The sequence below is a fragment of the Sporichthyaceae bacterium genome (genome assembly GCA_036269075.1).
Lineage (GTDB): Bacteria > Actinomycetota > Actinomycetes > Sporichthyales > Sporichthyaceae > DASQPJ01.
The window spans coordinates 1-12,161 of the sequence record DATASX010000098.1 but is presented as its reverse complement, the minus strand read 5'-3'; the positions used below and the strand labels follow the sequence as shown (position 1 = coordinate 12,161).

The 12,161-nt window shown below is 69.0% G+C and carries 13 protein-coding genes and 1 tRNA gene; 8 read left to right on the top strand and 6 right to left on the bottom strand.

The genetic code is table 11. The features are described 5' to 3' along the window. The first annotated feature begins 287 nt into the window (after positions 1-287). A complete protein-coding gene (locus VHU88_18155; protein HEX3613617.1) occupies positions 288-890 on the top strand; it encodes an Ltp family lipoprotein in 603 nt (200 codons plus the stop codon). A gap of 377 nt (positions 891-1,267) precedes the next feature. After that, a tRNA-Arg gene (locus tag VHU88_18150) sits at positions 1,268-1,347 on the top strand. Positions 1,348-1,447: 100 nt separating this feature from the next. Here the strand turns inward: VHU88_18150 and VHU88_18145 are convergent. Then, a complete protein-coding gene (locus tag VHU88_18145; protein ID HEX3613616.1) occupies positions 1,448-3,841 on the bottom strand; it encodes a DEAD/DEAH box helicase family protein in 2,394 nt (797 codons plus the stop codon). An 89-nt stretch (positions 3,842-3,930) separates the two neighbouring features. Here VHU88_18145 and VHU88_18140 point away from each other — a divergent pair, with 89 nt between their 5' ends. Continuing rightward, a complete protein-coding gene (locus VHU88_18140; GenBank protein HEX3613615.1) occupies positions 3,931-4,167 on the top strand; it encodes a DUF433 domain-containing protein in 237 nt (78 codons plus the stop codon). Further along, positions 4,164-4,532, top strand: a complete 369-nt coding sequence (locus tag VHU88_18135) for a DUF5615 family PIN-like protein (GenBank protein ID HEX3613614.1) — start codon at positions 4,164-4,166, stop codon at positions 4,530-4,532. The genes VHU88_18140 and VHU88_18135 overlap by 4 nt, the downstream gene beginning before the upstream one ends. 196 nt (positions 4,533-4,728) lie before the next feature. Here VHU88_18135 and VHU88_18130 read toward each other — a convergent pair whose 3' ends face one another. From VHU88_18130 to VHU88_18120, 3 genes are all read right to left on the bottom strand, one after another. Beyond that, a complete protein-coding gene (locus VHU88_18130; protein ID HEX3613613.1) occupies positions 4,729-5,124 on the bottom strand; it encodes a type II toxin-antitoxin system VapC family toxin in 396 nt (131 codons plus the stop codon). Next, positions 5,121-5,348, bottom strand: coding sequence for a hypothetical protein (locus tag VHU88_18125; GenBank protein HEX3613612.1), 228 nt, complete (start codon positions 5,346-5,348; stop codon positions 5,121-5,123). The genes VHU88_18130 and VHU88_18125 overlap by 4 nt, the downstream gene beginning before the upstream one ends. Before the next feature lie 115 nt (positions 5,349-5,463). Beyond that, entirely contained in the window at positions 5,464-5,886 is a 423-nt protein-coding gene (locus VHU88_18120; protein HEX3613611.1) for a TetR/AcrR family transcriptional regulator, read from the bottom strand. 323 nt (positions 5,887-6,209) lie between these two features. Between VHU88_18120 and VHU88_18115 the strand changes: the two genes are divergently transcribed. From VHU88_18115 to VHU88_18100, 4 genes are all read left to right on the top strand, one after another. Then, on the top strand, positions 6,210-7,304 hold the full coding sequence (locus VHU88_18115; protein HEX3613610.1) for a hypothetical protein: 1,095 nt from the start codon (positions 6,210-6,212) through the stop codon (positions 7,302-7,304). Between the two features lie 120 nt (positions 7,305-7,424). Beyond that, positions 7,425-8,951 carry a VWA domain-containing protein gene (locus VHU88_18110; protein ID HEX3613609.1) on the top strand — a complete coding sequence of 509 codons (1,527 nt, stop codon included), beginning with the start codon at positions 7,425-7,427 and terminating at the stop codon, positions 8,949-8,951. Beyond that, complete coding sequence (locus VHU88_18105) at positions 8,948-9,739, top strand: CbbQ/NirQ/NorQ/GpvN family protein (GenBank protein ID HEX3613608.1); 792 nt, start codon at positions 8,948-8,950, stop codon at positions 9,737-9,739. The genes VHU88_18110 and VHU88_18105 overlap by 4 nt, the downstream gene beginning before the upstream one ends. Positions 9,740-9,751: 12 nt before the next feature. Next, a complete protein-coding gene (locus VHU88_18100; GenBank protein HEX3613607.1) occupies positions 9,752-10,561 on the top strand; it encodes a maleylpyruvate isomerase family mycothiol-dependent enzyme in 810 nt (269 codons plus the stop codon). A gap of 24 nt (positions 10,562-10,585) precedes the next feature. On the opposite strand, the gene VHU88_18095 is transcribed toward VHU88_18100, so the two are convergent. Continuing rightward, a complete protein-coding gene (locus tag VHU88_18095; protein ID HEX3613606.1) occupies positions 10,586-11,332 on the bottom strand; it encodes a hypothetical protein in 747 nt (248 codons plus the stop codon). A 59-nt stretch (positions 11,333-11,391) separates the two neighbouring features. After that, the gene (locus tag VHU88_18090) at positions 11,392-12,147 is read right to left on the bottom strand and encodes an HD domain-containing phosphohydrolase (GenBank protein ID HEX3613605.1); all 756 of its coding nucleotides are present in this window, start codon (positions 12,145-12,147) and stop codon (positions 11,392-11,394) included. Positions 12,148-12,161: the final 14 nt, after the last annotated feature.

Genomic DNA, 12,161 nt, shown 5'->3' with positions numbered 1-12,161 from the left:
GGCCACGGGGCGAAGGTAGGGGGCGAACCGGTCACACCCGGCAGAGCTGAACAGCCCAAGCGAGTGGCCGATCGGGCGATGTGAGCCAGGTTTTGCTCGGCGGGCGTCAAGTGCCGACCGGCGGGCGCCGAAACCTAGGGGGCCGGCGATCCATAGCCGAGGGGCGAGATCAAGATCAGCCCTTCGGTCGACCAGGACCAACCGGACGTACGCAACCGGAACCGGACAACTCCCGTCTGAGGGTGCAAAGGGGAACCGCCCCGGAACCGTTGACCGAAAGGAAATGTATGTCCCTCGACGCCCCGCAGGTGCCGCAGTTCAGCAAGCAGGACGCCAAGGCCCAGGCTGCCGCCGCCAAGGCCTACGCCAAGGCGCAGCGGAACTGGTTCGGGCGCCACAAGATCCTCACCGGGATCGGGGCGTTGTTCGTGGTTGGCGCGATCGGCGGCGGCATTTCCGGAGCCGGGGGCTCGCACGTCAAGCCCACCGCCTCCACCGCGCCGGCCACCGGTGACGCCGGATCGACCAGCCAGTCCGTGCAGGCCGCGCCCGCCACCTCCGCCGTCACCACGCCGTCGATGACAACCGGCGAGAAGAACGCGCTGGGGTCGGCCAAGCAATACCTGTCGATCAGCGCCTTCAGCCGCAAGGGACTGATCCAGCAGTTGAGCAGCGCCGCGGGCGACGGGTACTCAGTGGCCGACGCAACCTTCGCCGCCGACAACTCCGGCGCGAACTGGGACACCGAGGCGGCGCAGGCGGCCAAGCAATACCTGTCGATCTCGTCGTTCTCCTACAACGGACTGGTGCAGCAGTTGTCCAGCAGCGCCGGTGACGGCTACACGCTCGCCCAGGCCCAGTACGGCGCTCACTCTGCCGGGCTCTCCTAGCTCGCCCGGAGCCTTTGGCCCCGGCCGGTCACACCACCGGTCCGGGGCTGACGGGCGCTTGGTGACTGTGTGCTCCCCAGGCGGCGTGTCCGAGGAGCCGGGTGAGGCCCCCGTTCTCCTCCCGGAGCTTCTGCACGAGCGACCGCGACTCGCGGACCTCGTCCTCCAGGTCCACCTGTTCGACGTCCGGACCGTTCGAGTCAGGCGGCGTTCGGGGCGAGCGCCAAGATCAGCTCACTACCCAGCGCCTTCGCGATGCGGTCCAGTACCGGGATGGTCGGGTCCCGCACTCCCGCGTGGCCATGGCCGTGGGCATGAAACTGCGTTGACCACAGCATCCACAGTCAAACAGGGTCGAGGCGTCGCAGGGCACAGTCGCCTGCAGTGGACGAGAGTCGACGTTGTCGACCGTGCTCCTAAAACGGTGGCGGCAGTTCGAATCTGCCCGGAGGCACCAGAGTCGACCACAGCAACAGTTCACAGCCGCCGCGGAAAAGCGGCGCTCGCCTTCTTGAGTTTCTGGGGTGCGCCGCCTGGGTGCCGAGCGCGAAAGGAGTTCAGGACCGCAGACGTCGCGGGTCGGCGAACCCGAGGCTGGTGTAGCCGGGGGCGCGTTTGGCCAGCGAGGAGGCCAGCACGCCGGTCTCGACGTCGTGGTAGTCGTGCACCTCGGCGGTGGCCTTGCCGGGGTGGGGTCGTAGGACGCGCCCGACGTATTGGACGAGGCGGCCCTTGAACGTGATCGGTGCGGCGAGGAACAAGGTGTCCAGGGCGGGACAGTCAAAGCCCTCGCCGACGTAGGGACCAGTTGCGATTACCAGGAGCGGCGGGCCGGCCTCTCGGGGAGCAAGACGGTCCAGAGCCGCGGCACGGGCCTTTGCGCCCATCCCCCCGACGAGAATCGTCGGGTCGTGCCCGCGACAGCGCATTTCCGCGGCGAGCACCTCGACGTGCGACTTCCACTGCGTCAGCACCAGGCAGTTGCGGTCCCGGGCGAGGGCCTCCACGACGTCGTCGACGACTTGGACGACCCGCGTCGTATCAGAGACCAGGTCACGGTAGATCGCCGCGATCCCACCCGGCGCTGACGGATCGGCGTCCCCGCCGTACCGGAACGAGGTGGGGTGGACGCGGAGCACAGGCGTGGGTCTGGGCACCTCGCGTGCCTCATCCAAGGTCCCCGCTTCGGCCGGGACGATCTCGTGCCGGACGGGGCCGAGTTGCCACCAGATCAGCTCATCGAGTTGGTCGCGCCGGTAAGGGGTGGCGGTCAGCCCGAGCCAGCTGCGCGCCGGTATCTGACGGACCGCCATATCGAACGCAGCCGCCGGTACGTGATGGCACTCGTCGACAACCACCAGTCCGTAACCACTCGTCAGGTCCGAGACGTCTTCACGGCGGGCCAGCGTCTGCAGGGTGATGATGTCGATCTCGCCTCGAGTTCGTTTCCGGCCTCCGCCGAGCTGCCCCGGCTTGACGCCCAGCAGATCAGCGATCCGCATCCGCCACTGGTCGGCCAGCGACTTGTGGTCGACGAGGATCAGCGTCGAGACGGCCCGGGCCCCGATAATCGCACAGGCGATCACCGTCTTACCCGCACCCGGCGGCGCGACGATCAACCCGAGATCGCGCCCGGCGAACGCTGTCACCGCCGCCTGCTGGTCATCGCGCAGCTCCCCGGTGAACCGGAGCGCGACCGGGTTCCCCGCAGCTCTCGTGTCGGTGACCTCCAACCGGCTCCCCGCCTCTGCCACCAGGCCATCCAGGACCTCCATCAGACCCCTGGGAAGCAGGAGATTGCCCTCGACGGTTTCGTCGTAGCCCTGCAGGAAGCGTGGCGTATTCCAGGTCGATAGCCGCTGACGTTGCCGCTCGTGGAAGGCAGGGTTCGCCAGCGACGCGGCGTGCTTCAAGGTTGCGCACAACCCGGGGCTCAGGTCAGCGCCCTCGACCACGATCCGCGACCCGATCGAGACGCGCACGACCGTTGCCGCAGGAGGCAAGGTGCGCGTCGCCGAAGAGGTGACCAAACGCTTTGCGGAGGGGCCGACGACCGGTGCACGGACCCGGCGTGCCGCCTGGTCCACCTGATGTGGCGTCATACGGTCCAGGGAGGACAGGAACGCCCATTGATCCTCGTACGGTTCAAGCGAGGCCAGGTCGAGGAACACCGTCGTCCCATCGCGGCGGCAGCGACCCTGCAACGGTGCGGCGATCAAGTTCCCCAGCCCGGCCGGGCCGGCCAGCACGTCCTGGGACGGGAACAGTCGGTCGTAGCTCGCGAGGTCCATGCGGCCCCGCATCGCGATAGCCTCCCGGATCAGTCCCGTGGCCAACTGCCGGGCCAGCGCGGCCGGGACCGCGTCGGTGAAGAACACCCACACGTGCGCGCCGGCCCCGGACCGGGACACCTCCAGCGCCGTAGGGACTCCGATCGCACGGGCAGCCTTGAGGTAAGCCAACGCGTCCAACATCGCCGTCGAGCCGTCGAAGTCGGCGGCGACCCAGCAACACCGGTCGCCGTCTCGCAACGGATAGAGACCGATCGCGGTCTCACCAGCCAGGTGCGCGGTGATGACCTCTGCCGTGAGCGGCAGATAGGCGCGCTCGCCCGCACTCATCCCCTTGCGCCAACCCCCGGCGACGGCGGGCATCCACCCGCCGCGACCGGTCCGGGCGTTCTCCCAGCGGACGGCGTACACGTCGCGACGGGCGCGAAACAGCGTCGCGAAAAACTCGACCTTCGCCTGCGCCGTGGACCGGGCATCGACCTGGCCGGGCGCACGGTCGAACAATCCGGTCTGGGTCGGGTCCGCCGGTCGCCGGTCGGCGCCGGTCATCCCGATCAAGTGCAGCAACCGCGCGTTCTCGGCCCGAAGTTGCGCGACCAACCCACGCAGCGCCTCGACCTCGCCGGCCAACGGTTCCGGCTCCGGCCCGCCGTCACCCACGAGGTCCGACTCTACGAGCCGCCCTGACCCCCGAACCACCGGCGACAGAAAAAAGACGCACCGACGCCCGCATGCGGCACACTGGATCCATGACGCAGGAGCAGTGGGCGCGCATCTCGTCGGACCCGAACGTGCTGCACGGTCAAGCCGTGCTGTCCGGAACGCGGATCCCGGTCAGCGTCGTCCTGGACTGCCTGGCCACAGGGATGACCGTTGAGCAGATCGTTACCGAATACCCGGCGCTGGACTCGACCGCGGTCCTAGCCGCCATCGCCTACGCAGCGCAGCTGGCCCGCGAGGAACTGATCCCCCTCGCCCCGCGGTGAACGAACCCTCGGCGAAGGTCAAACTGGACGAACACCTCCCTCGGAGCCTCGCCGCAGCCCTGACCGCGCGTGGGATCGATGCCGACACTGTCACCGACGAAGGACTCTCCGGAGCCACCGACCCCGAAGTTCTCGCGGCCGCCGGCCGCGAAGGGCGCATCGTTCTCACCCTGGACCGCGGCTTCGGCGACATCCGCGCCTACCCGCCCGGCACACACCCCGGCATCGTCGTGTTCCGGATCGACGACCAATCCGCCCCTGCCGTCAGCGCCACGGTGCTGCATCTGGTCGACGGCCACGACCTCGCCGACCTGGCCGGGGCGATCACCGTGGTCCAGGGCGGACTGCTCCGGATCCGCCGGTAGCCCGTCGGACGGCGTCCGGCCGCTTGACTCGTCATGGGCATGGGCGTGCGCATGAAATCGTGGCGAACACAGCAGCCACCGGTGACCAGAGTCGACGGCGCGGAGGCCACAGTCGACTGCTTACCAGCAGGGTCGACGTTGTCGACCGTCCTCCTGAAGCGGGTGTCGGCAGTTCGAATCTGCCCGGGGGCGCGACTTACTGGCCGACAACTTCTACCTGCGCGCGGTGGGGGCCGTGGAGCTTCGCATCCCCAGTCAGTAGTGGGCAATCGAGCATTTCGGCCAGCGCGATGTACGCCGCGTCGTAGCAGGTGTAGTTCTTGCGCAGTTGCCACGCACGGTCTGCGGTCGTCGCCCCCGGATGGCGTTCGATGCGCAGATCCGCGAAGTCGGCCCTGACCTGTTGCGTCAGTCGGTCGCTGATCCGACCACCGAGTCGCAGGCCGCGCAGAGCGTTCCCGAATTCGTAGTCGATCAGGTGCGGGGCGTGCAGCGTGCGTGGTTCCGAGAGCCGACGCCGCAGCACGTCGTCACGACTGCCCTCCAGCAGGACGTAGAGGACCACCGAGTTGTCCACGACGACTGGGCTCACGCGTCCCGGCCCGCGCGGGTCGCCGCCACCAGGTCGGCCATCGTAAGTCCCGCCGAACGGCGCGTCGTGCGCGCCAGCACCTCCGACACCGTCGGCTGCGCGGCCGTCTCGATCACCAGTCGACGGACGTAGGCGGCGAGGCTCATGCCCTCCGCAGCAGCCCGAGCGCGAATGATGTCGAGGGCATCATCGGGAACATCGCGGATCTGAAGAGTGGTCGCCACGCCCGTCATGGTACCAAACTGCATGCATCGCATGCAGTTGCACGCACCCCTGATACCACAGGGCACATAAGTCAGCGCTTCGCCAATCGCGCGATGCCGGGGACGATGTAACGCGCTAGGTAGGCCCGCATCCGATCGTCGTCGTCGTGAGCGGACCACCGCCGCTCGCACCCAGCCACTCGCCCACCGAGTGGCGAAGGGTAGAGATGACGGTGGCCCCGTCCGTGGTCAGGACCTGCAACAAGGATTCCGGTTCGGTCCGGGCGACCTTCACGAAGAGCGGGTGGTCGCGCAGAGCCCGCACGGAGGCCATCAGGGCGGCGGTCAGCGCCTTCTCCAGGTCCTTCTCGGCGAGAAACGCCGCGCGGATGAGGGCGGTGACCTCATCCATCACCCGTAGGACCACGATCTGAACGAGTTGGTCCTTGGTGTCGAACCGACGGAACACCGTCACCCGCCCGACTCCGGCGGTTCGCGCGATGTCATCCATCGAGGTCCGCTGGATTCCGACCTGGAAGCACGCCAGAGCCCCGGCCACACCGGGTTGGGGAAGGCGCCCGACGCCAGGTGTACTTCGGAGCGGCACAGCCCGCACGCGGCGAGCTCGACCATCACCTCGTCCTGGCGAGGGTCCTCGACCTCTAGTTCGACGACCTCCCACTTGCCCGGGGCCGCACGCAGAATGGCAGCTCGACTCTTCACAGATGGCTCCAGTGCTGTCCGAATCTTCCCGGGTTTCGGAACGCGGATTCCGCTTCGGGGGTTGTACCGCACCCTCCGAAACAGGCCCCGACGAGGTTTCGTTGACATTGTGAGACGGCGGGTCTAATTTCTGGCGCGGGACGCGGCGAAGGAGACGGCATGGCCGGAATCACCTTGACCCCGACACCGCACGCGGCGGATGAGTCCGTCTACCGCCAGGCTGCCGTGAAACTCGGCCGGGAGCTCCGGCGAAAGCCGTGGATGGCTCTCGGAGTCGCCGGCATCGCGTTGCTCGTCTACTGCCTGTCGGTCTCCTCGACCCATCTCACCGCCTCGCGGCTCGTCCAGACGTCGCCGACGGCGAAGGCGCCCAACATCAACTGGCTCGGCGTCAGCATCGACACCTGGGTGCCGATCTTCTACGGCGTCACCGCCCTGGTGATCTTCGGGATGGTGCGGTCCTTCTTCCGCCACTGGGCCGAGAACGGTCGTATGCATCCCGGGTGGCCGATCTTCCTGGCGCTGGGCGTCATCGGCCCGATCTTCGACCCGATCTGGAACTGGTGCTTCTACTGCAACTACTACCCCAAGCTGTTGCACTGGCCGGTCAACTGGTGGGACTTCAACACCGCCCCGACAGTCGAGCCGTGGTGGATCATCCTCGGGGCGTACCAGGCCTTCTACCTCGGCCCGGCCCTGCTCGGCTTCGCGATCCACCGGCGCTTCATTGCCGGTCGCGCCCAGGACGGGTCGTTCGTGCGCCGCCACCCGGTGGCCGCTCTGGTGATGACCACATTCGTCGTGGGCGCCGTCATGGACGTGCTCATGGAGATGTGGATGATCAACATCGGCATCTACAAGTACACGCAGATCTGGGGTCCATACCTTTCGATGGGCCGGGGTCATCTGCAAGGCATCGAGATCCTCTGGTGCGCGGTGTGGACGGCGTTCCTCTGCGTCCTGCTGCGCCGTGACGACCGCGGGCGTTCGGGCTCGGCCCGCATTGCCACTGCATGGGGTGTGTTCCGCAACCTGCAGTTCGGCGAGATGGCGACTGCATTCACGCTCGTCTTCGTCGTGATGATGGCTTACGGCGGCACGTTCGTGGCCACGCGGCTGACCGGCGACGCCAAGGTCGTGCCCGGGACCTATCCGTACACGCAGATGGTGCGGACCTACGACCCGGACGGCGCGATGCAGAAGGCCGGCCAACCGGGTCCGTACTACAAGGGCACCTGGGCCTGGAACCCGTGAGCCAACCCGATTGACGAGGACCCCGACCGGTACCGGCTGCTTGCATCGGCGCTCGCGCGGCGCAACCTCCGGGTCGAACGTGCACCGGCAGGCCTACCCAGCCACACCGACGGTCTGACGGTGTACCTCGCGCCTGACGCGGGGCACGAACAGGACCTGGCCGCACTGGTGGTGCAGACGGCGCTGCTGCGCGCCGGGAGCCTCGCGCCTGAGCTGCTCAGTGAACTGACGGGTCGTCAGAGGCGGCGTGCGGTCCCGCGCTATTTGGCCCTGGAAGCTCGGCGCGCGCTCTCGGCGCTCGCCCCGGCCTTCCCCACAATGCCGGTGCTCGCGCAGTTCTGCAGCGGCGCGACCGTGACCGGTTCGCCCCGCGACTCGCTGCGAATGGCGCTGGGCCGCGCGGAAGTACCCCGCCCGCCCGCGGTTTTCGGCGTAATCCGTCCACGGCTCGTACTCGAACTCCTGGGGTCCGAGCCCGATGCCTCGGGTCTTGCCGACCAGGAGACTGAGCGCAGCGAACTCGAGGCCCGCCAGAGCCGCTCCAAGTTGCTGCGACGGCTGGCCAAGGGCACGGACAAGCGCGACGACGACCGCGGTGGAGCGCATTTCTTCATCGGCGAAGGTCGCGTTGCCGAGGGCGCGCGCGCCACCACGCACGTCGTCGTCCTGCCGGCCACGCTGAGTCCCACGGAGGCCGGCCCCGGCGAGGACGCCTCTCGTTACCCGGAGTGGGACGTCCGTCGACAGGAGTACCGACCGCAGTGGTGCACCGTGCGGGAACTGGATCCGCCCGGCGCAGTGCCGGTGGCGTCGGACCGGCCCCGGAGTAGCGAACTGCAGTCCCGGCTGGCCCGACTCGGCGTGGGTCTCGAGCATCGCCGGCGCAGGCCGCAGGGCGATGACATCGATCTCGACGCGGTGGTCGAGGCGCAGGTGCGGATGCGCCGGGGTGAGGCGGCCGACGACGGCCTCTACGTCGAGAACCTCCGCAGCCGCCGCAGTCTCGCGGTGCTGCTGCTCATCGACGTCTCCGGGTCGGCTGCGGAACGCGGCGGTCGGACGCGCAGCGTCCACGAGCACCAGAGCGAGGCGGCCGCCCTCCTGCTCGAGGCGCTGAACAGCCTGGGGGACCGCGTCGCGGCGGCTGCCTTTCGCTCGCACGGCCGCAACAGCGTCGAACTGCTACGGGTAAAGGCTTTCGACGACCTACTGGACGGCCCGGTCTACGCCCGGCTGGCGGGCCTGGCGCCGGGGGGCTACACCCGGCTCGGCGCTGCCATCCGCCACGGGACCCAAGTGCTCGACACCCGAGCCGGCACCGAGCGGCGCCTCCTGGTGGTCCTGTCCGACGGCTTCGCCTACGACGACGGGTACCAGGGCGCCTACGGCGAGGCCGACGCCGCACGCGCACTCGCCGAGGCGCGAGGCCGCGGCGTGGGGTGTCTGTGCATCAGCCTCGGCGCCACCACGGACGCCGGGGACCTGAAGCGGGTGTTCGGCCCGGCGGCGCATGCCGCCGCACGGCAGTTCGAGGATCTGATGCCCGAGATCGGGCGGTTGTTCCGGGCCGCGCTGGCGGCCGCCGATCTACAGCGCCGGGTCGCACAGCGTGGGCGCAGCACCGATTCGGACGAAGGAGTCGCATGACCGATCGGCCCTTCTACATGACGCAGGGCGCTGAGGAGGAAGTTTTCAAATCCGCATACCGGCAAGGGCTCTCGATCCTGCTCAAGGGACCGACCGGCTGCGGGAAGACCCGATTCGTCGAGGCGATGGCCCACGACCTCGGCCGCGAACTGATCACCGTCGCCTGTCACGAAGACCTCACCGCCGCTGATCTGGTGGGGCGCTACCTCCTGCAGGGTGGCGAGACGGTATGGGTCGACGGACCGCTGACCCGAGCGGTCCGTGAGGGCGCCTTCTGTTACCTGGACGAGGTCGTCGAGGCGCGTCAGGACACCGTCGTGGTGCTGCATCCGTTGGCGGATCACCGGCGCCGGCTGCCGATCGAACGGATCGGGGTCACCCTCGACGCCGCGCCGGGATTCTGCCTGGTGATCTCCTACAACCCCGGTTATCAGAGCGTGCTCAAGGATCTCAAGGACTCGACCCGCCAACGCATGGTCGCCATCGAGATGGGCTTCCCGCCCGCCGCCGTCGAGGCCCGGATCGTTGCTCATGAAGCGAGGCTCGACCGGCCGACCGCCGACCTACTGGTCCGCATCGGCGGGGTGATCCGCGAGCTGCGGACCGCCGGGCTGCGCGAGGTTGCCTCCACCCGCGTCCTGATCGCAGCAGGCAAGCTGATCTCCGACGGCGTGCCGGCGCGGACCGCGATCCTCGCTGCCGTGACCGGACCGCTGACCGACGATCACGCGCTCACCCGCGGCCTGGTCGAGCTGGTCGACGCCTACCTTGCCGGAGGCTCCGCGTGACAGGGTGTGCTCGTGGACTCCACTGGCGCGCCGCCCCGCCTCGACCTGCCAACCGTCGGCGCCGCGGCCGACCGGGTGCTGGACCAGGTGGCGAACCTGGTGGGTGGTCTGCCCGACCTGACCACCCCGGCAATCGCCCGGTGGAACGCGGAGCAGACGGCCGCGCACCTGATCGGCGTCTGCTCCGCCTACCTCGAGATCGCTCGCGGTGAGGGGTCGCCCTACACCGACCTGAACCGGGTCGCGCAGATCAATGAACAACGGATGGCCACGATCACCGCGCGTAAGCCGTCCGAACTCGCCGACCGGCTTCAGTCGTTGCGCCCCGAGCTCGCGGCGGTGGTGGATCAGCCGGACGGCGAAGTGCCGGGCCACGCCGGGGAACCGCTGCTTCGGTCGAGCGCCGCGGCGCGGATCCTCGGGGAAGCGCTGGTGCACGGTTGGGACATAGCGCGGGGCGCCGGCCGCCCCTGGCCGATGGAACCCTCCGACGCCGCGCTGGTCTTCCGGTCCTTCCTTCCGTTCCTGCCACTGTTCGTCGACCCCGTGACGACCCGGGGGGTGACCGCCCGGTTCGACGTCCGACTGCGCAAGTTCCCCGAGGCGCGCGCGGTATTCGCCTTCCAGGACGGCGTTCTGACGGTGGAGGGCGAGCCGCAGGGGCCGGTCGACTGTTTCCTCAGCGGCGCCCCGGCGCCGCTGATCCTGGTGGTGCATCGCCGAGTCGGTCTGGCCGGCCCCATCCTCCGCGGCCAGATGGCCGCCTGGGGCCGCAAGCCGTGGCTCGGCCTGCGACTGGTCAAGTTCTTCGACCCGCCCTGACGCCGTGCACCGGCCGCACGGTGGTCAGCCGGGCGCCGGCGCGTGGGTGATCAGGTCACGGCTCCCGAAGCGTGCGGTGGTCGCGACGAACAGTCCGCGCTGGGGCAACCAGAGATCGCCGAAGCGGGCCTGGGTGGGCAAGGGCGCAGGTTTGCCGATGTCCTTGCCTCGGATGACTGCCCGGCTCGCCCGCACTGTCCAGAGCAGTTGCGGTCGGATCTGGAAGTGCTGCCCGCTGGGCACAGTGCCGTGCAACCGCATCCGGCCCGCACCGAGCATGGGACCGGCGAGTTGCCCGAGGACCGTCAGGACCGCGTTGTTGCGCCATGCCGCGTCGGGGAGCAGTCGACTCCCCCGGTTCAACACCCGCGTGGCGGAACTCGAGCCCAGTTCCAGTTCCCAGCTCAGCCAGTCGTCCACCGCCACCCGCATCGAATGCGATCCGGTCCAGTTCACGACGATGGAACTGGTCTGCGTGCCCACCTCGCCGGTCGCGAGGTATCGCCCGCAACTGCGCTCCGGTGGGGAATCCGCGTAGATGGTCCAGGCGCCGTCCGGAGTCCGGTGCCACACGGTCAGGTAGCCGGCACCGATCGAGGTCGCCGGGAAATGCCGGAAGGCCAGGTAATTCCCGCCCGCGAAGGGCAGGCCCATGACGGCGTAGCCGGCGAAACGCTCGCCCGCGCCGCCGGGAAGTTCGCCCGCCCGAATCGTTGCTTGCGCGATCTCGCGTGGTTGGCATCCCGACGGGCGGGTGCGGAGGATTGTCATGGGCCATGTCTACGGCCCGCCCGCCTTGGCCGGCATCGGGCGTTCCCCCGAGGTTTCGGTCAACCGAGGTTGTCCGGCCCCAGTAGCCCGTGGCGCATCGCGACCATGGAAACCGCGCCCCGGGTGGAGACACCGAGCTTTCGGTAGATGTGCTCGACATGCGACCCGACGGTCTTCGGGGAGATCGACAACTCACTCGCGATGGCCCGATTGGTGCATCCACGGCTGAGCAGGATCAGCACTTCGACCTCGCGGGGGGTGAGACCCGCCGGTGGCGCAGGGCGGCGGCGCACGCGATGACCAGCGGCCGCCAACACGGCCGCGACCGCTTCGCCGTCGAGGCGACCGGCACCGGCCTGTCCTTGCAGAACCTCCGCGCGGGCGGCAGCCGGGAGCGGGCGGCGATGCGGGCGGGATTCGGTCATCGCGTGGTAGACGTCGGCGGCGGCGAGAATCCGGGCCGTCATCGGCAACGCCTCGGCGTGCAGGCCGTGCGGGTAACCCGAGCCGTCCAGTCGCTCGTGGTGCAGTCGGGCCAGGGCACCGACCTCGGCGAGCGCTGCAGGTCGGGCCAGGATGCGCTGCGTCAGGTAAGGGTGGGTGCGCACCCGTTCCCACTCACCGACATTCCAGTCCGTGGGTTTGTCCCACACCGCGGCCGGAACTCCGATGCTGCCGAGATCGTGCACTAGCCTCGAAATTGCAGGTGTCTGGCGGGCTGACTGGTTGGGACGGCTTCGCGATGGTGTGGTCGCCGGGGCGTGATCGGTCCCCGGCGCTGTGCCGGTTCTCCGTTCCTCGGTCGCTGTGGACAGTGACGGTAAGTCAG